At 34.8% G+C, this 25774-nt stretch carries 21 protein-coding genes and 2 pseudogenes; 16 read left to right on the plus strand and 7 right to left on the minus strand.

Features of this window, described 5'->3' with window-relative positions:
- Positions 1-38: 38 nt before the first annotated feature.
- The 3 genes from EAG08_RS04990 to EAG08_RS05000 form a co-directional block, all read right to left on the minus strand.
- Positions 39-902 carry a DUF58 domain-containing protein gene (locus EAG08_RS04990; RefSeq protein WP_129534502.1) on the minus strand — a complete coding sequence of 288 codons (864 nt, stop codon included), beginning with the start codon at positions 900-902 and terminating at the stop codon, positions 39-41.
- A gap of 84 nt (positions 903-986) precedes the next feature.
- Positions 987-1991, minus strand: coding sequence for an AAA family ATPase (locus EAG08_RS04995; RefSeq protein ID WP_047442535.1), 1005 nt, complete (start codon positions 1989-1991; stop codon positions 987-989).
- A 210-nt stretch (positions 1992-2201) separates the two neighbouring features.
- On the minus strand, positions 2202-3500 hold the full coding sequence (locus EAG08_RS05000) for a hypothetical protein (RefSeq protein ID WP_129534503.1): 1299 nt from the start codon (positions 3498-3500) through the stop codon (positions 2202-2204).
- A gap of 146 nt (positions 3501-3646) precedes the next feature.
- Between EAG08_RS05000 and EAG08_RS05005 the strand changes: the two genes are divergently transcribed.
- The 8 genes and pseudogenes from EAG08_RS05005 (at position 3647) to EAG08_RS05040 (ending at position 12411) form a co-directional block, all read left to right on the plus strand.
- A complete protein-coding gene (locus EAG08_RS05005) occupies positions 3647-4981 on the plus strand; it encodes a peptide-N-glycosidase F-related protein (protein WP_129534504.1) in 1335 nt (444 codons plus the stop codon).
- 225 nt (positions 4982-5206) lie between these two features.
- Entirely contained in the window at positions 5207-5677 is a 471-nt protein-coding gene (locus tag EAG08_RS05010; RefSeq protein ID WP_129534505.1) for a DinB family protein, read from the plus strand.
- A gap of 64 nt (positions 5678-5741) precedes the next feature.
- Positions 5742-6542: a 23S rRNA (guanosine(2251)-2'-O)-methyltransferase RlmB gene (gene rlmB, locus EAG08_RS05015; RefSeq protein ID WP_129534506.1), complete on the plus strand. Its 801-nt coding sequence runs from the start codon at positions 5742-5744 to the stop codon at positions 6540-6542.
- Positions 6543-6622: 80 nt separating this feature from the next.
- A complete protein-coding gene (locus EAG08_RS05020; protein ID WP_129534507.1) occupies positions 6623-7669 on the plus strand; it encodes a DUF6263 family protein in 1047 nt (348 codons plus the stop codon).
- Positions 7670-7755: 86 nt separating this feature from the next.
- Positions 7756-7986, plus strand: a complete 231-nt coding sequence (locus tag EAG08_RS05025) for a hypothetical protein (protein WP_129534508.1) — start codon at positions 7756-7758, stop codon at positions 7984-7986.
- Positions 7987-8152: 166 nt separating this feature from the next.
- A pseudogene (locus EAG08_RS05030) lies at positions 8153-10692 on the plus strand (YfhO family protein).
- 60 nt (positions 10693-10752) lie between these two features.
- Positions 10753-11058, plus strand: a pseudogene (locus tag EAG08_RS23100) (GIY-YIG nuclease family protein).
- A 57-nt stretch (positions 11059-11115) separates the two neighbouring features.
- Complete coding sequence (locus EAG08_RS05040; RefSeq protein WP_129537217.1) at positions 11116-12411, plus strand: glycosyl transferase family 1; 1296 nt, start codon at positions 11116-11118, stop codon at positions 12409-12411.
- Between the two features lie 51 nt (positions 12412-12462).
- Here EAG08_RS05040 and EAG08_RS05045 read toward each other — a convergent pair whose 3' ends face one another.
- Positions 12463-13098, minus strand: a complete 636-nt coding sequence (locus EAG08_RS05045; protein WP_129534509.1) for a hypothetical protein — start codon at positions 13096-13098, stop codon at positions 12463-12465.
- 153 nt (positions 13099-13251) lie between these two features.
- Between EAG08_RS05045 and EAG08_RS05050 the strand changes: the two genes are divergently transcribed.
- Together EAG08_RS05050 and EAG08_RS05055 are read left to right on the plus strand one after the other, a co-directional pair.
- Complete coding sequence (locus tag EAG08_RS05050; protein WP_129534510.1) at positions 13252-14220, plus strand: YpdA family putative bacillithiol disulfide reductase; 969 nt, start codon at positions 13252-13254, stop codon at positions 14218-14220.
- Between the two features lie 43 nt (positions 14221-14263).
- Positions 14264-15265 carry a S41 family peptidase gene (locus EAG08_RS05055; RefSeq protein ID WP_129534511.1) on the plus strand — a complete coding sequence of 334 codons (1002 nt, stop codon included), beginning with the start codon at positions 14264-14266 and terminating at the stop codon, positions 15263-15265.
- Here EAG08_RS05055 and EAG08_RS05060 read toward each other — a convergent pair.
- Positions 15262-17292 (minus strand): TonB-dependent receptor, encoded by a 2031-nt coding sequence (locus tag EAG08_RS05060; protein ID WP_129534512.1) that lies wholly within the window; start codon positions 17290-17292, stop codon positions 15262-15264. The genes EAG08_RS05055 and EAG08_RS05060 overlap by 4 nt on opposite strands.
- 295 nt (positions 17293-17587) lie before the next feature.
- On the minus strand, positions 17588-19357 hold the full coding sequence (locus EAG08_RS05065) for an aminopeptidase P family protein (protein ID WP_129534513.1): 1770 nt from the start codon (positions 19355-19357) through the stop codon (positions 17588-17590).
- A 313-nt stretch (positions 19358-19670) separates the two neighbouring features.
- Here EAG08_RS05065 and EAG08_RS05070 point away from each other — a divergent pair, with 313 nt between their 5' ends.
- Positions 19671-20108 carry a DUF6526 family protein gene (locus EAG08_RS05070; RefSeq protein WP_129534514.1) on the plus strand — a complete coding sequence of 146 codons (438 nt, stop codon included), beginning with the start codon at positions 19671-19673 and terminating at the stop codon, positions 20106-20108.
- Positions 20109-20374: 266 nt separating this feature from the next.
- Complete coding sequence (locus EAG08_RS05080) at positions 20375-21418, plus strand: DNA topoisomerase IB (protein WP_228446776.1); 1044 nt, start codon at positions 20375-20377, stop codon at positions 21416-21418.
- Positions 21419-21431: 13 nt separating this feature from the next.
- On the opposite strand, the gene EAG08_RS05085 is transcribed toward EAG08_RS05080, so the two are convergent.
- Positions 21432-21926, minus strand: coding sequence for a hypothetical protein (locus EAG08_RS05085; protein ID WP_129534517.1), 495 nt, complete (start codon positions 21924-21926; stop codon positions 21432-21434).
- Positions 21927-22063: 137 nt separating this feature from the next.
- Here EAG08_RS05085 and pruA point away from each other — a divergent pair, with 137 nt between their 5' ends.
- From pruA to EAG08_RS05105, 4 genes are all read left to right on the plus strand, one after another.
- Positions 22064-23689, plus strand: coding sequence for an L-glutamate gamma-semialdehyde dehydrogenase (gene pruA / locus EAG08_RS05090; RefSeq protein ID WP_129534518.1), 1626 nt, complete (start codon positions 22064-22066; stop codon positions 23687-23689).
- 260 nt (positions 23690-23949) lie between these two features.
- Complete coding sequence (locus EAG08_RS22580; protein ID WP_262696804.1) at positions 23950-24081, plus strand: hypothetical protein; 132 nt, start codon at positions 23950-23952, stop codon at positions 24079-24081.
- A gap of 85 nt (positions 24082-24166) precedes the next feature.
- A complete protein-coding gene (locus EAG08_RS05100) occupies positions 24167-24424 on the plus strand; it encodes a hypothetical protein (protein ID WP_129534520.1) in 258 nt (85 codons plus the stop codon).
- A 158-nt stretch (positions 24425-24582) separates the two neighbouring features.
- Positions 24583-25743, plus strand: coding sequence for a thioredoxin family protein (locus EAG08_RS05105; RefSeq protein ID WP_129534521.1), 1161 nt, complete (start codon positions 24583-24585; stop codon positions 25741-25743).
- Positions 25744-25774 lie beyond the last annotated feature (31 nt).

A 25774-nucleotide genomic window follows, 5' to 3' on the forward strand; every position in this document is an offset into this window, starting at 1 on the left:
CAATTTCGGCTAATGCCTAATTTATTTTTAATTTAAATTTATTTCTTCTGAAAGTAATGATACAACAATTTTGAGTAATCATCGCCCGTACTGATATTCATAAAGCTTGCCGAACTGTTGGCAAAATCTTCCTCCAAAGCTCTAATTTTTTGTTTTTGAGCTTCCGCAAATGTATATCTCCATCGTGCGTTTGAAGTATTGACCCAAACTTGTTTTCCGGTTTCTACATCGCTGAAAAGAGTATATCCAACATCAGGAATTTCGTTATCTTTCTCATCAAAAATTCTCATTCCCAAAAGCTGATGTTTTTTTGAAGCGACTCGTAACATTTTAGAATCATAAGCATCGCCAAAATCTGAAAGTAAAAACACCAACGATTTTCTTTTGAAAATCCCCATCATGTATTCTAAAGATTTATCGATTTTAGAAACCGTAGGAATATAATCTGCCGTCAGAATATTACTGATAATTGACAAAATATGCTTTCTTCCTTTTTGTGGTGGAATCACCTTGTAAACTTTATCTGCAAACAAAATCAAACCCACCTTATCATTATTTCCGGCTGCTGAAAACCCTAAGCTTGCGGCAATTTCTGCGACATATTCTCTTTTCAGTTGGGTTTTTGTTCCGTAGTCCATTGAAGCGGAAATATCAACCAGAATCATCATAGTCAATTCGCGCTCCTCCTCCATTACTTTCACGAAAGGTTCGCGGAAACGTGCAGTTTTATTCCAGTCAATCCTTCGGATTTCATCACCAAATTGGTAAGGGCGAACTTCAGAAAACGTCATACCCTGACCTTTAAAAGCACTGTGATATTGCCCCATCAAAGAAGCTTCCGTCTTCTTACGAGTACGAATTTCGATTTGCTTTACTTTTTTTATGATGTCTTTAATCTGCATAGTTTCAAATGTAACAATGTATCAGTTTATCAATATAACAATCTCAAATTGGTAAACTGATACATTGGTAAATTGCTACATTATTTATGGCGCTTGTATTTTAGCCAAAATTCTATTCACAATTTCCTCAGAAGTAATTTCTTCGGCTTCAGCCTCAAAGGTTAATCCAATTCTGTGTCTTAAGACATCTTTTGCCAATTCTTTTACATCTTCAGGAATTACAAATGCTCTTCCTTTTAAAAATGCGTACGCTCTTGAAGCGATTGCCAAGTTGATCGATGCTCTTGGTGAAGCTCCGAAACTGATATAATTCTTCAATTCTGAAAGACCATATCTTTCCGGAAAACGGGTTGCAAAAACCATATCGAGAATATATTTCTCAATTTTTTCATCCAAATAAATCTGGTTGACGATTGACTTAGCTTCAACAATATTTTGCAAAGAAATCACAGGTTTTACATCGTACTGATGGGATGTAGAAACCATTCTCATCACTTTTCTCTCATCCTCAAACTCGGGATAATCAATAGTACATTTCAGCATGAAACGATCGCTTTGTGCTTCAGGCAACAAATAAGTTCCTTCTTGGTCAATCGGGTTTTGCGTTGCCAAAACTAAAAATGGTTTTGGAAGATGCATCGTTTCATCACCAATCGTCACCTGCTTTTCCTGCATCACCTCCAAAAGTGCCGACTGAACCTTTGCCGGAGCCCTGTTGATCTCATCAGCAAGCACGAAGTTCGCGAAAACAGGACCTCTTTTTATAGAAAAATCGTTTTCTTTAATATTATAAATCATCGTTCCCACAACATCTGCAGGAAGCAAATCTGGCGTAAACTGAATTCTTGAAAAATCACCATGAACAGCCTCCGCCAAGGTTTTTATCGCCAATGTTTTTGCCAACCCGGGAACCCCTTCAAGTAAAACGTGACCATTACCGAGAAGCCCAACCAAAAGTCGGTCTATCATGTATTCTTGTCCGATAATTACTTTGTTGATTTCCTGCCTCAAAAGTGAAAAGAAATAATTCTGTTCTCTTACTTTTTCTGTGAGTTGACGAATGTCTTCTGCTTGATATGAATCTGACATAGTTTAAATTAAAATAAGTGGTAAATTTCTGATAAATACTTGCATTAATCAACACAATGAATGCCATTTTTGAGTTAAAATTTGTTAAATATTTTTACAGCTAATAAGATAATCAACATGATATATTGATTTTTTTGCGGTTATAAAAAAATTCATCCTGTTTATCAGTTTGACAAACAGGATGAATTCTTAAACAGTATAAGTTATTTATTATAGTTTCGTGATAGTAAAAGTGAATACATTTTCTGGAACATCTACCGTTTCCTCGTAAGATCCTACATTGATATAATAAACTGTACCCGCTGTAGTAGTCAAATTAGCAGATTCCATACCGCCACCGCCGTTATTATCTAATGTACCAACGCATATTAAACTACCGCAACTACCTCTGTAAACTCCCATTTGAGGATCAAAATCAGCACTACTTGCAGGCATAGTTACTTTAATATTAAACTGACCACCATCTCCTGTGAATTTAAACCAAGTACCGTCATTCATCGCATCAGGACAAGTAGTTATAAATCCAGTATTATTAGTAGCTGATGCAGCGTCAGCTTGCGTGTAAACATAAGGAAAAACAGTGGCTACTAAAGCACCCGAACAAACATCATTAGCCGGTGGTGGTGGAATAGTTTTAAAAACAACATCCGTACAACCAGAAGATTCTAAGCCACCTGAAACAGAAGTAACCCTCAAGTAATAATTTGTATTTTGAACAAGAGGAGTAGATGGAGTGAAATTATTAGTGAGTACTACCTGCTGATTAACAACATCTGTAGCTCCCGCACTAGTTCCTATTGAAACTTTATAAGAATTTGCTCCAGGTACCGGAAGCCATTTAATAATAGGAGATAAAAGAACCATCTGCTGATTATTTGCCGGATAGGTAACAAATGGGCAAGGAGGAGTTGTATTAGGAGTTAGTCCTGAAATTGTAACTGCCGATTTATAACCAGCTCTCAAGCCTGCTGGTGGAGATGCAGGGTCAACCACTGCAAGATCTCTTGTGTAATAAAGTGTAGAAGATGGAAGATGCGGATAAACACGGAAAACTTCGTTGAAATTATTAATATCAATACTTTGCGAGTTTTCTTTTGTAGCAATTATTAAATTATCTATATTATTATAAGCAAATGGGGTTGGAAAGGTAACCACAACCTGACCATTATTATTAGTTACCGTTCCTGTAAATACTTGAGTAAGCTGCGTTACAGGAACCCAATCTGTATTAGAAGTGAAAGCGGTTTTTGTACTAAGACCAAGATATACAGTCCAATCTGAAGAGTCTGAGATAGTTACTGAAGGATCTACATAAAATATTAGACCTGTAATATTCCCTGCAGAATTAGCATTTATTTCTTGTTTAGGATATATCTGCTGAACGTAAGAGTACGAAAAAAAACTACTTACAGGCGCTACTCCTACATCTGTGCTTCCAATGTTTAAATTTATTTGGGCATTAGACATCAAAGTCGCCAGCAATAAAAATAAAAGTAATTTCTTTCTCATCTTTAATAGATCAATAGTTAATAATGTGCGAATTTAATAATTTATTTTGATTATTCGCAATTGATTATGATAATTTAATTATAAATATTTATTTTTTTTAATATATTTTTGATACATTTGCACACAACTCTACAAATACTAATGGTATGTATAAAAAGCTATTTTTTTTAAGCGTTTTAATCACGGGATTTTTTAATTCACAAACTACAAGAACGAATATCGTTTCCGAAGCAGTTTATTACGATGGTTATGCAGCTTTAGTATCTCAACCTGTACCTACAGGTCTCATTCGGTTAACAAATGCGAGGTATGCGAGAAAAATGACAGACGTTGAGTTGGATGGCTTTAAAGCAAAGATTGCTATGAGAGTAACCATTGGAGCTTTGTGTGATAATTATGACCGATTGGGAAGTGTTTTTTTAGCCATGGTTCCAAAAAACCAACCTACATATACCATAAATGATGCAAATGTGAAAAGGATTGAGGTAGCTAGATACATTACTCCTTTTATGAATAAAAATGTTTCGCCTTTAGAAGTTCCTTACACCTATAATATAAGTAATTTGTATAATGTGTTTCATGATGCAGCATTGCGAAGCACTTACGACATGTATATGGAACTTGATGTTTTCGGTGTTCCTTACGCAGCACAAACTGAAATTGCAGGATGCTCAGGCAGGAATGATGTTTTTACAGGAACACTTACTTTTTTCTCCACGAATGCAGGCGCAACTCCAACAAGTTACAATAACCTCACCCCAATATTAAATTACAGCAAATTAAATAATTATAATAGCACAGATGTCCCAGGACAGACTGTGAGAATTACAACGTTCAATCTACCCAATGCAATTACAGATGCTCAGTTTTTCGTAATATCTACACCTCATGGTGCAAATGCTGGTGGTGAAGAATATGTGAGAAGAGATAACTTCACCTATATAGATGATGTACAAATGCTTACCTATAAACCTGGAGGAACTTCTTGCGAACCATTTAGGGTTTACAATACACAAGGGAACGGAATCTATGGCAGCACCCCTAGTTCAACTGCCGACTGGACTGCCTGGAATAACTGGTGTCCCGGTGATGCTGTGCCTATCAGAAGTTTTACAATGACTAATATGACCGCAGGAACCCACACCCTTAAACATACAATACCAGCAGCTGTTTTCAACCAACAACAAGGAGATGTTTTTCTATCTGTTTACATGCAAAGTAAAAATAGTGCTAATATGGATGTAAAAGACATCAAATCAATAGATGTTAGCATTTACCCTAATCCTACTTCTGATTTCGTTAATATAAAATCAAAAATAGATGTAGCTTCAATGACTCTTTTCAGTATGGATGGAAGAAAACTAACAGAAAATTTTAAAGAAAGTAAAATAAATATTTCTTCATACAACACTGGAGTGTATATTTTAAATATTGTTTTGAAAGATGGTACAACTTTCAAACATAAAATCATCAAAAAATAAAATACCTAAAACTAAAATAATTTTATTTTAAAAATCATTCCAATCAACTAGATTTAAAAAGCTAAAAACCTCCTTTTGGATATTCTCCATAGGAGGTTTTTTAATGCGCTTTTGTTTAAAAATTCAATTTATCTTTAAAATTTAAAAAAATTTAACTTTTATACTTCATTCAAAAATTGTCATTTTCAGTTTATTAAACTATTTTGGTGATTAAATTTTTGAAACATGAATTATCATTTTCAAGCTCACAGACAGGTTAGAAAAAACCTTTTGGATATCTTGCGGGACACTTCTCACGAAGACCTTTTATTAATCCCCGATGGTTTTAATAACAATCTGTATTGGAATATTGCCCACACCGTTGCCACACAGCAATTGCTGCATTATTACCTAAGCGGAAATCCGTTCAGAATTGATAATTATTGGATCGAAACCTACAAAAAAGGAACGATGCCCAATCTGAATGTGCAGAAGTCTGAAGTGGAAGATTTGGAATTTCTATTAACCGAAACTTCAAAGATTTTAATGAAAGATTATGACAGCGATTTCTTTTCAGATTACACACCCTACACCACAAGTTTTGGGATGGATTTGAAAAGCATTCAGGATGCTATCATTTTTAATAATATGCATGAAAGCCTGCACTATGGCTATGCAATGGCGATAAAGAGAGCAATTTTAGGAGAAAAGTCTTAAAAGAGTAAAGTAAAATAAGTTTGAATAACGAAGTTTATTCATTAAAAAAAATAAAATAAAAATTTTGGAAGATTTTCAACATAAGAACTCAAAACCTGAATTTAGAAATTCAGAACCTAGTAAAAAAGACGATTTTATATTTGGGCTACGTCCCGTATTAGAAGCGATTGAAGCTGGAAAAACAATTGATAAAATCTTTGTGCAGAATGCTTTGCAGGGGGAAATTTATGCAGAACTGAAAGCGGTTTTAGCAAAATATAAAATTCGTCCGAACTATGTTCCGGTTGAAAAACTGAACCGTTTTACAAGAAAAAACCACCAAGGTGTGGTGGCATTTATTTCAGATGTCCCTTTTCACAAAATTGAAAACATCATTCCCGAATTATTTGAGGAAGGGAAAGTGCCCTTTATATTAATCTTAGACCGATTAACTGACGTCAGAAACTTTGGAGCCATCTGCAGAACAGCAGAATGTGTAGGAATTCATGCCGTTGTCATTCCAGAAAAAGGTGGAGCGCCAATCAATTCTGATGCAATCAAAACTTCTGCGGGAGCGATGTACAATATTAAAATTTGCAAAGAGAATAATTTAGCTCACGTTGTAGATTATCTTCAACAAAGCGGAGTCGCTGTTTATGCAGCAACTGAAAAAGCGCAAAAATTGATTTACGATGTTAATTTCACTGAACCTTGCGCAATCGTGATGGGGAATGAAGAAACCGGTATTTCAAAAGAAGTGCTTCATCATTCTGACGAAAAAATCAAACTTCCGATTGAAGGAAAAACACAGTCACTGAACGTTTCTGTTGCTTGTGGAGCTATTCTTTACGAGGCAATGAGACAGAAATTGGTGAAAATTAATTAATCACATTTAAATTAAAAAAAGAAAAATTCACATCCCTACTTTGAAAAGGGAGAAGATTTCTTAAAATCAGAATACTATTTATGAAAAATATAGCAGCATTAGCACTCATCTCTTTAGCAATTATTTCTTGTAAGAAAGAGACGGCAACCATCACTAAAGTTGATCCTAAAACCGGAAAAACAATCACCGTTGAAGTTCCTGCAGATTCTGTGGCTGAAGTAAAAGCAAACCCTGCAATCAAAGACTCTTTGGGATTTTTTACTCAATCTTTTAAACTTGAAAAAGGAAAAACTTATCCTCTGACAACTTACCAGAGAGATGTAAAAACGATGACTGACCCATCAGGAAAAACCCTGAACGGAACCAGCGAATCAACCGATGAAATGAGCTTTACCGTAAACGATGTGAAAGGAGGAGTTTATGATATCACCATCAACCTGATCGGAAAAAGAAATTCTCAAAGTGCTGACGGAAAGACAATAATTGTTGATACAAAATTGCCGATTCCTAAAGAAGATAATTTGAAAATGATCTGGAATGTAAATCGTGCTTTGACCGGAAACAAACTGAACATGAAGATGGACAGCAAAGGAAATGTGATTTCTATCACAGGTTTTGATGCTATTTACACAAAAATATCCAATGCATTGGGAACGCTTATCAAAGATGCTAACCAAAAAGCAAGTGCCGTTGCAGGTCTAAAACAAAGCTTTAACGAAAAAGTTTTAAAGGATCAGTTTGCAAAAAACTTAACGATTATTCCTAAGAAAGGAGTTAAAATCGGTGAAAAATGGACAACGAGTGAAAGTGCAGACGAAACTGGAAAATTTAAAGTAACATCAAACTATGTTTTAAAAAGCGTAGGAAATGGCATTGCTGAAATCTCTGTAAACGGTGGAATTCCGAAAAAAGAAGAGAAAAAATCTCAAGGCGAAATGACTCACAGCATGAGCAGTGAACTGGCACAAAACGGAACCATCAAATTTGATCAAAATACAGGTTGGATTACTAATCAGAATATCACGGTAAAAACAACTCAGATTGAAACAATTTCAGACGGAAAACAGTCTCAGAGCATGAAAAGTGTGTCAAATTCTTCAGTAATGGTGAATCCCGCAGCGAAATAAGGTATGAGAGTTTTAATGTTATTGAGTCATCGCAAACAAACGTTCAATCTTGAATAGTAAACATTGAATATTAAATTAATTATTTTATGAAATTCCTTTTTGAGTTAATACTCGGTACTATTATTATTTTTTTTGTTTGGAATATTTTAAAAAGAATCTTCTTTAAATCTTTTTATAAATACACAGGCTTTAAACCTAACAACGTTCCGAATCAAGAACCTAAAAACTCAAACACGAATATTGAAAAGAAAGTAAAATGGGACGCAGAAACTGTGGACTATGAGGAAGTGAAAGATAAAAACAGTGCGAATCATTAATAAATCTTTGTGAACTTTGCTGAGTGAAACGCCTTTGCGAACTTAAATCTATGCAGATAGTAGTCAAAAAATCTTTGCGGACTTTGCGTTAGAAACAAAACGAATCTAAATGACTGATTCTTAAAAAATCAGAACTTCTCAATTAAATATCAACTTAATAACCAAAATGGCGAAAAATAAAAACTTAATTTATATTGCGATTTCCATCATCGCATTCTTAGTTTTAGCATTTTTATATTCCACTCCTGTTTTTACGGGCAAGCAGCTTTTCCAGCATGATATCGTTCAGTATCGTGGCGGAGCAAAAGAACTCATCGATTACAGAGACACTTACGACAAAGAAACGTATTGGAGTGACTCTATGTTTGGAGGAATGCCGACTTACCAAATGGGAAGCCGTTTTGAAGGTGATATTATCAAAAAACTAGACAGTTATCTGAATATTCTTCCGAGACCTGTCAACTATTTATTCCTTTTATTTTCAGGATTTTTCCTTTTAGGGATGGTCGCTGTAAGAAACTGGAAATATGCACTTTTGGGGGCTACATTTTTCGGACTCTCAACCTATTTTTACATTATTATTGCCGCCGGACACAACGGAAAAGTCAATACCATTGAATATTTCGCACCACTTTTAGCCGGAATTTTATTGGTGTATATTAGAAAAAAATACGTCCTCGGTTTTATTGTCACTACCCTATTCTTCGGACTGCAAGTGGCCGCCAATCATCCACAGATGACCTATTATCTATTTTTGGGATTAGGATTTTTATTTTTATCTGAATTAATCAGAGCCATCCTAAATAAAACTCCGATGAAACATTTCCTGATTTCGTCAGGAATTATTGCTGGTGCTTTAGCCATTGGTGTTGGAATGAACTCTCAGCGAATCATGGCAAACTCTGAGTACATCAAAGAAACCGTAAGAGGAAAACAGATTTTAAATACCGAAGACCACACCGCCGGAGATATAGGGATGGATAAAAAAAGTATCCTGATGTGGAGTTATGGTAAACTGGAAACTTTAAATCTTTTTATCCCAAGATTGATGGGAGGCGGAAGTCAGGAGCCTGAAGGAAAAGAAATGATGGAAAATGTGCAGCAATTGGTACAAGACAACGTGACTTCTCAGGCTGAATATGACAGAATTTCTAAAGGTTTTGGTAGCATTACCTATTGGGGCGACCAACCTGGAACTTCGGGACCAGCGTATCAAGGTGCTATCGTTTGTTTCCTTGCATTATTAGGTTTCTTTTTTGCCTGGAAAAAATACCGCTACTGGATTCTTGGAGCAACAATTCTGACCATTTTATTGGCTTGGGGAAGCAACTTCATGCCGCTTTCAGATTTCTTCATTGAATACGTTCCTTTTTACAGCAAATTTAGAGCACCATCTTCGATTTTGGTTGTGGTAGAATTATTATTCCCATTGGTTGCGATAATCGGTTTGTACAGATTTTACACAGATTCAACTTTAGAGGAAGATTACAAAAAGAAAATTCTGACATATGTAAGCGGTGGGGTTTTAGGTTTAACTTTACTATTGATTGTTTTCGGGAAGGCTTTATTAGGTTTCCATACGGATAACGAGAAAACATATTTACCACCTTTCTTGTTAGATTATTTAACTGATGAAAGATTTAAATTATTCAGAATTGATGCGATTAAAGCGCTACTTTATGTAGGAATCACAGCATCTGTTTTATTCTTTAGTTTAAAACAAAAACTGAATCAGAATGTTGCTTTGATTATCATCGGTGCAGTAAGTTTATTTGATTTATGGACAGTAAACAAACGTTATCTGAATGACGAAAATTACGTTGACAAAATCTTCGCCGAAAACCCTTTCCAGACAGAAGGTTCAGACTATTTAGCCGAAAAAGTAGGTGATAATCCGAATTTACAGTCTATTATGGCAAGTATTCCTGTTAATAAAACTTTGGAAACGATTGCTGAAAAAGACAAAAAACATTACCGAGTTTACAACCAGGTTTTGGGAGTAACGAGTGAAACGAATACGTCTTATTTTAAATCATCCATCGGTGGTTATCATGCAGTGAGACTGAGACGCTATGATGATTTAATGAATGAATACATTTCAAATGTAGATAGCGTAAAAACACCGAAAATTCTGAATTTACTGAATACCAAATACATGGTTTTCGGAAATCCGCAGGAACCACAGGTCGTTCCGAATCCTAATGCCAACGGAAATGCATGGTTTGTTGCTGATGTAAAATTTGTAAATACTCCTGATGAAGAAATAAAATCGCTTGGAAACATCGATTCTAAGAAAACAGCAGTTATCAACGTTTCAGATAAAGCTTATTTGAGCGGAAAACAAGTTCAGGCAGATTCTACAGCTTCCATTAATTTAACAAAATATGAAGCCAACGAACTAGAGTTTAAATCTCAATCGAAAACTCCACAGTTAGCTGTATTTTCAGAGATTTATTATCCTCATGGCTGGAAAATGTTTGTTGACGAAAAGAAGTTCCGTATATTAAAGCAGATTATTTGTTGCGTGCAATACATGTTCCTGCCGGAGAACACAGCATCAGAATGATTTTTGAACCGGAAGTTATTGCTACAGGAAAATGGATCTCAATGCTATGTTTTGGATTGTTTGTTGCTCTGAGCGCTTTTGGAATTTTCTGGCTGAATAAAAGTAAAAAGAAAGAAGTTTTGATTGAAGAAAAGATTTAATATTCTGTCATTCTGAATGGAGCAAAGCGAAGTGAAGAATCGCAAAAACATCTTAAGAACATGAAAACTTTAGGAACTCATAATTACTACGTTTATATTTTAACTAATAAAATAAAAACGGTATTATATACAGGAGTAACTAATGACTTAAAAATTAGATTGTACTAGCATCAAAATCCTGAAGCAATTGATAAACATTTCACCACTAAATACAAATGCTTTTATTTAATCTACTTCGAGCAATTTAGTGACATTGAAACTGCGATCAAAAGAGAAAAACAAATAAAAGGTTGGACAAGAATTAAAAAAAACAACCTAATAAAAGAATTTAATCCTACTTGGAAATTTTTGAATGATGGAATTTAAAGAGATTCTTCATTACACTTTGCTTCATTCAGAATGACAACAATATTTTTTCAACCCATGCAAGGAAAAAAAATCCTTATCATCACCTACTACTGGCCGCCTGCAGGTGGACCAGGCGTTCAGCGGTGGTTAAAGTTTGCAAAATATTTACCGGAATTTGGTTGGAAACCAATCATCTTCACCCCGGAAAATCCAAGTTATCCTTTGATTGATGAAAGTTTAATGAAAGATGTTCCTAAAGATTTAGAAATTATAAAAACTAAAATCTGGGAACCTTATCAGTTAGCGGAAAAGCTTAATAAAAGCAATAAAAAATTCAAGGCCGGACAGTTTGATGTGGGAAATAACCAGAGCTGGAAATCTAAATTATCAATTTGGGTTCGTGGAAACTTTTTCATTCCCGATGCCAGAGTTTTTTGGGTAAATCCTTCTGTGAAATTTTTAGAACAATATTTAAAAATAAACAAGATTGATGTAGTTGTCACTTCTGGGCCTCCACACTCATTGCATTTGATTGGTTTAAATTTAAAAAAGAAATTCCCTAATATCAAATGGATTGCAGATTTCCGTGATCCCTGGACAGAAATTTCGTACTACAAACATCTAAAACTCACCAATAAATCTGATAAAAAACACCGTCAATTAGAAAGCGAGGTTTTCAGAAATGCAGATATTACTCTTGCCACTAGCTATACCGATGCTGAAAATTTCAGAAAAAACGGAGCTAATGCAGTGTGTATTACAAACGGTTTTGATGAAAGCGACTCCTCAAACTCAAAAACTCTCAAACCTTCAAATTCTCAAGCAAAATTCACGCTCAGCTACATAGGCGTTCTTGAACAATTGAGAAACCCTGAAAACCTTTGGAAAACACTTGATGATTTAGTGAAAACAAATAATGATTTTGCAGAGAATTTCAAATTGAAATTTGTCGGGAGAATTGATGATAAGATTTTAAGTTCTATTGAAAATTCAAACTTAAAAAATCACATTGATAATCTCGGATATCTCTCACACGATAAAGCAATTGATGAGATGGCCAATTCTTCAATGTTACTGATTACCAATTTCCCCAACGATTCTTCAAAAGGAATTATCCCAGGGAAAATATTTGAATATTTGGCTACCGGAAAACAGATTATTTCGTTTGGTCCCAATGACGCGGATGTTTCAAAAATTTTAAATGAAACAAAAGCCGGAAAGCATTTCGGTTATCATGATTCTGAAACGATTAAGCAATTTATCTCAGAGAAATTTGAACTTTGGAAAGCCAGAAATCTTTTAGAAAATACTGGAAATATTGAACAGTTTTCCAGAAGGAATTTAACGAAACAATTATCTAAGATTTTGTAAACTACCCCGTCTTCAACTTCGTTGAATCCACCCCTTCAAAGAAGGGGAATATTATATTGTCCACTCATCGTTGATAACTGCAACAACATAATATTTACCATCAAATTCTTCGAAGACAAAGCGCAGTGCATTCCAATCCATTCCTCCATATTTTTCTGAACCGGGAATAAAATTTTCTGTGAAATTGGTATTGGGATACATTTCTTTTAAATTATTCAGAGAATTACCTCCACCACGAAATTGGTTAAATGAATATTCAGATTTGGTAAAGTCTTTTTTAAACACCCAATCTTTAAGATATTTATCTAATGTGGATTTATAAATTTCACCAGAGCCATCCCTTGATCCCCATGTAAAAACGGTTTTTGTAGGAAGATATTTCTCAAAATCGGTTTTTGTAAAATGCTTGTCTTCATTTTTATTAATGAATGCGTACATAGAAAATCGAACTCCTTTTTCAGGATGGATGTAGTTTGCGAAAATATCATAGTAGCCAACTTTCAAAGCCTGAATAAGCTCATCGTTAGTTTTTTTCAATGCAACTTCAGTTGATAATGCATCTTGTTTGGTATCGGTTCTTTCATTTGACCTTTTAATATTATCTGTGGCAACCGCTGGATTTTTATCCTGTTTTTTTTCACATGATAACGCCAATAAAAGTGAAAATATGGCAAAAGCTTTTTTCATTCTAAAATTTTCACAAAAAGTCCAAAACCAATGCCACGATTGAGTTAGGGTGTAAGAGTGTTTTGTTGAGCTTTTTTAGTTTCAATTTTAAACTTTAGTCTTTTAGCATTATCTCACGGTCTTTTGCTTTACCTATTTTTGTAAATTTGTTATATGGAAATTGTAGATATTCTGATTATCGGAGCCGGACCCATCGGTTTAAATTGCGCCTTGGAAGCCAAAAAAAACAACCTCAGTTATTTGATCATAGAAAAAGGAACCATTGTCAATTCGTTGTACAATTATCCTTTGTACATGAGATTTTTTTCGACTGCCGAAAAATTAGAGATTGATGAAATTCCGTTTATCTCTGCAGCTCCGAAACCCGGAAGACAAGAAGCTTTAGAATATTATCAGGGAATTGCGAGGCAGAAAAATCTGAATATCAATTTGTATGAAAAGGTTTTAAATATATCTAAAAAAGAAGAAATATTTGAAATTGAAACTTCTAAATCAAAATATTTGGCAAAAAACGTCATCATTTCTACAGGTTTCTACGACATCCCAAATTTGATGAATATTCCCGGAGAACATTTAGAAAAAGTAAAACATTACTACACCGAACCTTATCCTTACGCTAAACAAAAAATCGTGGTCGTTGGCTCAAGCAATTCTTCTGTTGATACTGCTTTAGAAACATATAGAAAAGGTGCTGAAGTGACGATGATTATCCGTCATTCTGAGATTTCTAAGAATGTAAAATATTGGGTAAAACCTGATATTGAAAACAGAATTGCAGAAGGAAGCATTAAAGCCCATTTCAATTCGGAATTGTTAGAAATCAAGGAAAGCTCTGTTATTTTTAAAAATGAAAATGGCAAAATTCAGGAAATTGAAAATGACTTTGTGTTGGCAATGACCGGCTATCTTCCAGACTTTGAATTCCTGAAAAATTCAAGAATTGACCTTCAGGGCGAATGTTTAAATCCTGTTTATGATTCTAAAACTATGGAAACCAATATCCCAAACTTGTATTTGGCAGGTGTGGTTTGTGGCGGAAAAGACACGCACCTTTGGTTTATTGAAAACTCTAGAATTCATGCGGAGATGATTGTAGGAAACATTCTTTATAATCAGAAATAAACTCATCACAAAATATCTTACATTTGACTATTCCATATTCAACATGAAAAAACTTATCATCTTCACATTCATATCTACATTATGTTCGGTTCATACTTTTGCTCAGGCAGACAGCATTCAAATGTATGTCACCAAAGCACTAAAGATTATGAAAAATAAATCGGTCAATAAATCTAAACTCAACTGGGAAGATATATTTAATAAGACCTTAGCAGAAGCTTCAAAAGCTAAAACTATTAAAGAAACTTACCCTAGCATAAAAAACGCTTTAAGTTCTTTAAACGACTCTCACTCAAATTTTTATCCTGAAGAAATGGTAAGAGCGTACACTTTAGGGTACAAAGCAACCGGGCAAGAATTTCCGGTTATCAAAAGCGAATTGCTAGAAAATCAATATGCTTACATCAGTTTGCCCGATATTGGCTCGTTCAACAAAGGCGACTGGAATTTGTATATCAACACTTTTTACGTAAAAGTGAATGAATTACAAAAACGCAATCCAAAGGGATGGATTATTGATTTGAGAGGAAATTTCGGAGGGATGCTTTATCCAATGTATGCTGCAATTGCTCCTTTTCTGGACAGTAAAAATGTGGTCGGCACAAAAGATGCTGAGGGTGCGATTGAATACTACAACTATAAAAATGGTGGATTTTATGAAGGCTCCACGGCAACTCAGTTATTTCAATTGACACAGAAAGAGCCAAAAGCCGTAAAAAAGCCGATAGCTATCTTGGTGAATAAAGTTACTGGAAGTTCTGCTGAATTTATCACCGCAGCATTTGTAGGTCAAAAAAACGCAAATCTTATCGGTACAAACACTCAGGGTTTAACATCCGGAAATCAGGAATACAAATTATCAGATGGTTCTTTTCTTGTGCTTACCATCGGAAATATTGTTGACAGAACGGGAAAGGAATATGCTAAAATTGGTGAAGGAATTTTTCCTGATATCAAAATCGAAAAATCAACTGACGAAACTAAAACAAATGAAGATTATTTGAAAAAAGCATTCAAATTTATTGATGGTAAAAAGAAAGATTAAAAATCAACCTTCACACCCAAAACAAAATTCCTTTTCGCAGCAGGATTATAGTAACGGTTTCCAAAAGCGTTGACATCAAATCCTAAAACGTAATCGGTATTATACAAATTCTGAATTTGCAGAAATAAATTTAGTCTTGTGTTTTCAATATCAAAAGGAAATCTAAACTGGATATTCCCAATCAAATTGGAATCTGACCAAACCGTATTTGCATCATTCAAAGGCATTTTTGAAGTATAGAAATGCGAGTAATCGACTGAAAGTTTATTAAAGAAAGTAAAATTCAATAAACTGTTAATTGTAGTTTTTGGAACTCCTGTTAAATCATTTCCTGAGAAATCAGTTTCTCCCTGCTGATAATTTTGAAATTTAAAATCGTAGAAACTTCCTGAAAATCTGAATTTAAAATTGCTTAGAAAATCATTTTTTAGATTGAAATTTTTAGATTCTAAAAGTAATTCTATTCCTTTTTGAACGGTTGCACCGGAATTCACAAGAAATTCCTGTCCACGCTCATTTTGTCTTCTCACGATGGCATCTTTCATTCGGAAATCAAAATAATTTGCTTCTGCGAACAATATATTCCCAAACTGCTTTCTCACCCCAATTTCTTTATTCCAGCCATATTCGGGAATGAGATTGAGATTAAATTCCTGATTGGATGAGCGGATTTCTTCATTGGTCGGTGCCGAATTTCCTTTTCCCACTTTACCCCGAACCGAAAAACCTTTTCCTATAAGATAGGTCAGTCCAAAATTGGGAAGCAACTGATCTTTAAATTTTGTTTTTCCATTTTCAGACGTAGGATACAGCTTTTCCCATTTGTAAGCATTTGAATTTAAACTCAAGGAAATATCTGAAAATAGTTTTTCGTTAAAATTCAATTTCTGGGAAACGAAAAAGAATCCCGAATTGTTTTTAAGCTTATCAGAATTCTGCGGATCACCTTCTACTCCTTTATTATTATCAAAATTTTTAATGAAGATATTGTTTGTTCCGCCTTCAAAACCCAACCTCCATTCTGCAGACACTTTTTCCCAGTTTTGCTGATAATTCAAATGAGTTCTTAATGCAAAATTACTCTCAAAACGGTTTTCAAAATTGGTAATAAACGGGTTTTCAAAATCTACATATGATCCCTGAACCAAAACAAAATGCGATAGATTTGGAATAATTTTAAAGTCATGAGAAATTCCTGCTAAAACCATTTTATTACGGATTCCCGCATCTTGTTCTTTTGCTCCAGGAACAGTTGCCGTCTTTGGTCTGGCCTGTTTTCTATTAAGCTGCATTTGCTCTAAAGTCAATCCGCCTGGAGTCTGATAATCGATATCAGAAAGAAGTATCATCGCTTTCAGTTCTGCATTTTTTGAATACTGAAAATTGTCTTTAATAAATATCTGTTTTCTTTCAACAGCAGACTGTTCACGGTAAGAATCTGTGCGATAATAATTTTGGAAAATCTGAAAAAAGTGCTTCCCAAACTGCTTTGAAAAATTTACGCTTTCATTAAAAGTTCCATAACTTCCACCAGAAAGATTGGCTGTAGTTTTTTCTGAATTCTGTGTCTGCAACAAAACTGTTCCGCCGGTTGCTGCTCCAAAATCGCCGCTTTCAGGACCTTTAAAAATTTCCACTCTGTTAATTAATTCAGGTGAGATGAGATTAAAATAGGTATTTCCCGATGCATCAGACAAAATAAAATCATCGAGATACACTTTTACATTCCGCACTCCAAAAGGCGATCTCAAAGTGCTTCCACGCAAAGAAATCCTGTAACTTCCTGGTGAACGTTCTTCCATTCGTGCTCCTGCAATCTGATTGACAGATTCAAGCAATCTTTCCGGTGTATTTTGATTTAATAAATTTTCAGAAACTACAGAAACTGATTTTGTAGAAGTGATGAAGGAAGTTGGTTTTTTATATGCATCAATTCGCACTTCGGAAATTAACGTCGCTGAATCTCGTTTCTGAGAAAAGACTAATGAACCGCAAAAAGTGAGTGCTAAAAAATAAATTTTGGTCATGAAAGATTTTGTATAATTTCATTAGCAAATATTATACAGTTTTTTGATGTTTAAAAGCCAGATGCTGAATAATTGTTTTAAATTAAAAAAATCACCCCATTTCTGAGATGATTTAAACAAAATTGATCTAAAGTATATAGTGAGTGTTTTGATGCTGAAAATTTGATATCCCAAAGATAAAATCAATGTTCAGATTGCGAAACAGGAAAAACACCCCAATTTTATCGCGGAAAAATGTCAGAATAAAAAAAGCCCTACATCATTCGACGCAGGGCTTTCAGTTTATATTTTTATCTTATAAAGGTTTTACCAGTTCTAAGAACCAATCTTTTACTTCACCTTCCAAATGCGGAGCCAATTTTTCTTCACAAATTCTGTGATAATCATTCAGCCAATTGATTTCTTCAACAGACAAAATATCTTTTGTAATCGTGTCTTTGAAGAACGGACAGAACGTCAACGTTTCAAACTCATAGAAAGTTCCAGAAGTTGTAGTTTTAGATTCTTTTACGGCAATCAGGTTCTCATGACGGATTCCGTATTCACCTTCTACATAATATCCGGGCTCATTCGAACAAACCATTCCCACAAGCAATTCCTGAGGATTTAAATCTTTTCTGATGTTTTGTGGACCTTCATGCACATTCATAAAACTTCCCACACCGTGACCTGTTCCGTGATTAAAATCTTTAGCATTCATCCACAAAGGAAGTCTTGCAATGGCATCCAACTGTACGCCTCTCGTCCCTTTAGGAAATCTCACCATCGACAGACGGATTAATCCTTGTAAAACCAAAGTAGAATTTGTTTTAAACTCTTCAGAAGCCGTTCCTAAAGCAAAAGTTCTTGTAATATCAGTTGTTCCTTCTAAATACTGACCTCCGGAATCTACTAAAATTGTTGCATCATTCGTTACGTCTTTGCTACCTTCTTTTTTTGCAGAATAGTGCATGATGGCACCATTATCTTTATACCCGACGATGCTTCCAAAGCTTTCTCCCACGAAATTTTCTCCTTCTGCACGGAAGCCTTTCAGTTTTTGACCGATAGAATATTCATTCATCTCCTCTTTTCCAGCATTGTGCGTCAGCCAGTAAAGGAATTTCACCATCGCAACGCCATCACGCACCATTACTTTTCTGAAACCTTCCAACTCGGTTTCATTTTTCTGAGCTTTCATCAGATTTCCCGGAACAGCAGCTTTTACAAACTCATTTCCGATTTTTAAAGCCTCAAAAATCGATTGATTGCTATTCGGTGAAACTAAAACTTTTTCGTTTTTGATGGTTCTCAGGTGATTGTAGAATTCTTCATAAGGCATCATCTTCACCCATGCTTCATCCATTTGCTTTCTTGCTTCAACCTCCATCTTTTCAAGACCTGTAAATAGGATTGCATCATTTTTCGTAATAATAATGTATCCTAAAAATACAGGATTGCTTTCCACATCGCTTCCTCTCAAATTCAATGTCCATGCAACATCATCAAGGCTCGAAATTACGTGAATAGTAACTTCCTTACTTTCCATTTTTTGACGGATCGCTGCAATTTTATCAACCACGGACTTTCCTGCTCTTTCGATAGGATGGGTATAAATAGGATTTTTTGAAGCTTCTCCTCTTTCTTTCCAAACATTCTTTAGTAAAGCATTGTCAACCAATGTAATGTTTTTGGCATTCAGTTTTTCAAAAAGCAGTTCCCAGTTAGCATGAGAAGTTGCCAAAGCATTCACAGCCACTTTACCAGTTGCAGGAATTTCAGAAATAATCCAGTCAATATAGTTTGGAGTTCCTTCCATTCCGTCTTTGAAAAGGTCAATTCCTGATCCCGCCAATTCAATCGGAGCCTGAGTGAAGTATCTTCCGTCAGTCCAAAGTCCAGCCTTATCTTTCGTCACCACTACAAAACCAGCAGAACCTAAAAACCCCGACAGCCAAGCCCTTTCCTGCCATTCTTCAGGCAGATATTCGCTCATATGTGGGTCGGCAGAATATATGATAAATGCATCAACATTATTTTTTTGCATCTCCTCACGGAGCGCAGCTACTTTTTCCTTTGAAGTCATTTTTATAAATTTTAAAAACCGAAAGTTACAAAAAAATCAAGTTCAGCGTCCCGATTTACAGAGGTTTTACGCAATCATTACTCATTTTTTTCAGGAGCTTAATCCGGCTATCCGCTCATACTCCTCACGCCAACGCTTTTTCGTCTGTGACGAAAGCCTACCGCCTGCTGCGGGGTAACCGCTTCTATCCGGGCTGGGCTGAAGTCCTTGTACGAATGTCAGTTACCCTCAATACAAATAGTTTTAGATACCATAAACTTAAATCATTATTAATTTCACAATATTTTGGAAAGGTTCTTGCTATTCATTAAAAATGAAAACACAGAATTACCAAAACCACAGGAAGTTTTATCCGCCTCATCACTTCATTTTGCTTCCATTACTGATGATTTTAGAGGCTTACGGAATTTATAAAATCTGGGATGACGCAGAAAACCAACTGCTATGGATTTTATTTTCGGTCATCATTTTTCTGATTTTCTATTTGGCATTCATGACCAGACAGCATTACGCACTCGGACTTCAAAACAGAATCGTACGATTGGAGTTCAGACAAAGATATTATGAGATTTTCAACAAAAGGTCAGACGAAGTTTGTGAAAAACTGAGTTTTGGACAAATTGCCGCTCTGAGATTTACTTATGATGATGAGTTTAAAGAACTTTTATATAAAGCTCTAAACGAAAATATTTCAGGAGACGAAATCAAAAAGTCAATCAAAAACTGGCGTCCTGATAACGAAAGAATTTAATTATATAATCACTAAAAATAAACTATTATGAGAAAGTTATCTTTATACAGTATGAGTCTTTTTGCCATTCTGTTATTGACAAGTTGTGAAGCAGTAGAAACAATCTTCAAAGCCGGAATGTGGTGGGGAATAATTGTAGTTGTTGGCATCGTGGCCTTATTATTATGGCTGTTTTCTAGGGGTAAAAACTCTTAACCAATTATTTTATGAATCAATCAGACCAAGAGATTATTTCTCACCTGAAGCCGTCAAAGATTGTTAAAATTATGAAGGATCCGGTAGCTTCTGCAAAGGCAGTGAATCTTATTTACACTTCCGATGCAGAAACAGCCGGTATCATCCGCAGAAAAAGAGGTAAGAAATATCTTTATTTCAAAGACGGCGAGAAAATTAAAGACAAAGAAGAGATCAAGCGTATCAATGGCTTGGTCATTCCTCCAGCATGGGAAAATGTCTGGATTTGCGCCATCGATAATGGCCATCTTCAGGCAACTGGTCTGGACGCAAGAAAAAGAAAACAATATAGATATCATTCGCTTTGGAGTGCATTGCGAAACCATACTAAATTCTACAGAATGCTTCAGTTTGGCTATGCCTTACCTGAAATCCGTCTGCAGTTAGAAAAAGATTTAGCCTTAAGAAATTTCGAAAAAAGAAAAATCCTTGCATTAATTGTAAGCTTAATGCAGCGCACGAACATTAGAATTGGGAATAGCATTTACGAAAAACTTTACGGTTCTTTTGGCTTGACAACTTTGAAAGGAAAACACGTAAAAGTGGAAGGACAGAAAATCAATTTTGCCTTCAAGGGAAAAAAAGGAGTAATGCATGATGTCAATCTGAAAAGTAAAAGACTCGCAAAACTAATTACGAAATGCAAAGAAATTCCGGGAAAAGAACTCTTTCAATATTACGACAGCGAAGGAAACCGCCATCACATCGATTCCGGAATGGTGAATGATTATATTAAAGAATTAAGTGGAGAAGATTTCACAGCAAAAGACTTCAGAACCTGGTCAGGAACAGTCAATGCTTTAATTGCATTCAAAGAAATCGGATATGCCGAAAACAATACTCAATACAAAAAGAAAGTTAAAGCTGCATTAGATATTGTCGCTGAACATCTCGGAAATACAAGCACCGTTTGCAGAAAGTATTACGTTCATCCTTTAGTCATCAATCTTTACGAAAACAATTCTATCAAAAAGTACCTAGATGCTCTAGAAGTCATTGAAGAAAACGACGGAAAAGCAGGATTAACCCATGAGGAAAAATTAGTTTTAAAAATTTTGGAAAACGAAAAAATGTAGTTTGACATTTCAATTAAAATCCGGGAACTGTAATAGGTGAATAAATTTCTCCTTCTTTCATTTCCATAACTTGTCCATTTTCATTAAAAGAAATATCTAGTGCTCTTGACAAAAATCCGGAAAATTTCGCAACACATTTTTGATAAGGTGACTTGATTTTAAAAGGTTGATGTCCCTTTTGTACCGTAGTGGTTCCATCATTCATTTTCATTATTTGGTAGGTTCCTTTTATTAAACTTTTACAGTTTTTCTGATTGATATTAATCTGAAAATTCTTAGCGTCTACAAAATACAAAACATCGGATTTCATTTTGTCTTTATCTAAAAATAGCTCCGTTTCTTTATAATTTTTTAGGTCGAAATACCATTTTGAATCTTTTAAATTACTATTCAACAATTCACCTTCAGGAATTTTATATTCTTCAATTTGAGGAGCTAAAGGATATTCTTTTACAACTTTCTTTTTGTGTTGTGCAAAAACGGTTTGAGACAACAACAAAAGAATCAAAAATATTTTTTCATATTCTAAAGTTTAGTATTTATCAAATATAATCATTCTAAAATGCAAATAGTCTCTATCGATTTTTTGTACAAATTAATTGTTGTAAATTTGTAAAAAGCAAAAATTAAACAATACAACGTAATATGTCAAAAGCAATTTCGCAAGTACCATTTGCAGTAAACGAACCGGTAAATTCTTACGAACCGGGTTCTCCGGAAGTAAAATCTCTGATCGCTCAATACAAAAAAATGTGGGCACAGAAAATCGAGATTCCAATGGTTATCAATGGTAAAGAAGTCAAAACTGACGATAAAGTTCAGCTTCAGTCTCCTCAGGATCACGCTCATGATTTCGGATTCTACCACAGAGGAACAATGCAACATGTAGATGATGCCATCAACGCTGCTTTAGCTGCTAAAAAACAGTGGAATGACTTGGGTTGGGAACACCGAGCAGCCATTTTCTTAAAAGCTGCTGATCTTTTGGCAGGTCCTTACAGAGATGTGATCAACGCTGCTACAATGATCGGACAGAGTAAAAATGTTCATCAGGCAGAAATTGATGCAGCTTGTGAGTTCATCGATTTCTTAAGATTCAACGTAGAATTCATGACAGAAATGTATTCTGAGCAGCCGGTTTCTGATGCAGGAATCTGGAATCGTGTAGAATACAGACCTTTAGAAGGATTCGTTTTTGCAGTTACTCCTTTCAACTTTACCGCAATCTCAGGAAACTTGCCGGCTTGTATGGCAATGCTTGGAAACGTTGTGGTTTGGAAGCCGTCAGATAAACAAATCTACTCTGCAAAAGTAATCATGGATGTTCTTACTGAAGCTGGTCTTCCAGCAGGGGTAATCAACATGATTTTCACAGACGGAAAAGAAACTGCTGAGAAAGTTTTGGCACACAGAGATTTTGCAGGACTTCACTTTACAGGTTCCACAAAAGTTTTCCAGGGAATGTGGAAAATGATTGGTGACAATATTCATAACTACAGAACATACCCAAGAATCGTTGGAGAAACAGGTGGAAAAGATTTTGTAATCGCTCACCCTTCTGCTAACGTAGAAGCAGTTGCAACAGGTTTGGTAAGAGGTTCATTTGAATATCAAGGACAGAAATGTTCTGCGGCTTCAAGAGCTTACATTCCAAGATCACTTTGGGCAGACGTAAAAAAAGTAATGGAAACTCAGATTGCATCCATTAAAATTGGTTCACCTGAAGATCCTTCCAACTTTGTGAATGCAGTAATCGACAAAAACTCTTTCGAAAAATGTAAAGGCTATATCGACAGAGCTGAAGCGTCGAGCAATGCAAATGTAATTATCGGTGGAAAATGTGACGATTCTAAAGGATGGTTCGTTAGCCCTACAGTAATCGAGACTACTGATCCTCAATATGAAAGTATGGTAGAGGAAATCTTCGGCCCAATATTATCAGTTTACGTTTATGAAGACAAAGATTGGACAGAAACACTTAAAATAGTAGATTCTTCATCTCCTTATTCATTAACAGGTTCTGTGTTTTCACAAGACAGATATGCAACTGACGAAGCTTTCAAAGCTTTAGAAAATGCTTCTGGAAATTTCTACATCAATGACAAACCAACTGGTGCAGTTGTAGGACAGCAACCTTTCGGTGGAGGAAGGGCTTCAGGAACTAACGATAAAGCAGGTTCTAAAATGAACTTACTAAGATGGACTTCTGTAAGAAGTATTAAAGAAACTTTCGTTTCTCCTAAAGATTATAAATACCCATATTTGGGATAACTATCAATTATAAATAATGGGTAATGAGTAATTGCTCACAAAATATAAAATGGCCTCGGAATTAATTTCGGGGCCTTTTATTTAAAAATTAACAATATTTTAATATTTTTATCATTTAATTAGTAATAAAACAATACTTTTCGGAATAATTATTGGATACTTCCTATTACACCATTTAAAATTATATTATGAAAAAGTTAGTTTTATTAACCTTAGGGATAGGATTTTTTGCAGCGAGCTGTGGAACTAAAGAAAAGCAAATGTCATCTAGTAACACAGATTCTACAGCAATAGACGCAGCGCAAGCCGCACCAATTGTAGCAGATACAATGACAACAGTTCCAATGGATAGTACGAAAGTAGATACCGTAGTTGCTCCTGCACCCAAATAAAAAGTCTAATGTAAAAATGGAAATCCACAGATGAAAGTTCTGTGGATTTTTTTATATTTGAATAACAAACATTAAAAAATTTACTATGAAAAAACTATGGATAGGAACAATTCTAGGATTGTTGGTTTTTGCAAGCTGCGCAGATAAAAAAGAAAACAGAGAAGAATTTAAAGCTGAGCACAACAAAGATGCCATGCGAAATGATCTAGGAGATTCAGCAGTAGCCAACTCTGAAAAAAACGCTCCTGATAATACAAATCTCGCACAAGATACTCTTAAAAAACCAACAGATTACGAAAGTAAAGAATCACGCCCAAACACAAAAGTAGGCGGTTCAAGATAAAATACAATCCACGGAATTTTCTGTGGATTTTTTGTTTACAAACAATTTCATCCAAATTATCTTTAAAGATTTTAACTAAATTTTATGAATTGAATTATTGATAATTTTAAAGACTTATATTAACATAATTATTACATTTGTATTCAATAAAATATTTCATGAAAAAAACAGCAATATTATCACTTCTTTTCTTTGCCGTGATTGCATTCGGACAAGGAATTAAATTTGAAGAAGGAAATTTCAAAAGCCTTTTAGCTAAAGCAAAAAAAGAAAACAAACTGATTTTCATTGACGCTTATGCAGTTTGGTGCGGACCGTGTAAACTGATGGTGAAAAATATTTTCCCTCTAAAACCTGTCGGTGATTATTACAATGCCAATTTCATCAATGCTAAAATTGACATGGAGAAGGGTGAAGGTATAGATTTAGCAAAAAAATACAATGTAAAAGCTTTCCCAACTTATCTTTTCATCAATGGTGATGGCGAAGAAGTTCACAGAACGTTAGGATATGTTGAGGAGAAAGACTTTATCCAGTTTGCTATGGATGCAGGAGATCCAAACAAAAGACTGACTGCTCTAAAGCAAAAATTCGAAAAAGGAGAAAAAGATCCTGAATTCTTAAAAAATCTTGCTGGTCTTACTATTTATAATGATTCAGACTTTGCAGGAAGAGTTTTAGACCGTTATTTCAGTGCAAAAACTACTTTAGATAAAGACGATGTTCAGATGATTCTTGCAGGAACTCAAAGTACAGAAAGTCCTGTGTATCAAATTTTTCAGAATAAAAAAGAAGAAATCATTAAAGTTTTCCCGGCTGACCGTTACGAAATGTTTGACAAAAACATCAAGCTGAATACGATCATGAAAAAAACGTACAGCGCTGATACAAAAAAATGGAATGACGATTATTTCTACACTGAAACTCAGAAGTTCTTAACTAAAGAAGAATCTGAAAAGCTTTTAAAAAGAGCAAAATCAAACAGAGCTTTAAAAGACAAAGATTTCGCAACTTATGAGAAAATGACTTTAGATCTTTACAAGGATTATTCTGCTGCAAATTCAGAAGAATTAAATTCAATCGCATGGAATTTCTTTGAAAACGTCAACACTAAATCTTCTCTTGAAACTGCTGTAAAATGGGCTCAGGAATCTGTAAAGAAAAAAGAAGAATATGCAAACACAGATACTCTTGCCAATCTTTACAACAAAATCGGCGACAAGAAAAACGCTAAACTTTGGGCTGAAAAGTCTATCGCATTAGGAAAAGCAGAAGGTCAAGATACTGCTGATACCGAAAAAATATTGAAGAGTTTATAAACTTTAATTTAAAACATAAAAAATTCCGCTG

Origin of the sequence: Chryseobacterium sp. 3008163 (assembly GCF_003669035.1) — a bacterium.
Classification (GTDB): domain Bacteria; phylum Bacteroidota; class Bacteroidia; order Flavobacteriales; family Weeksellaceae; genus Chryseobacterium.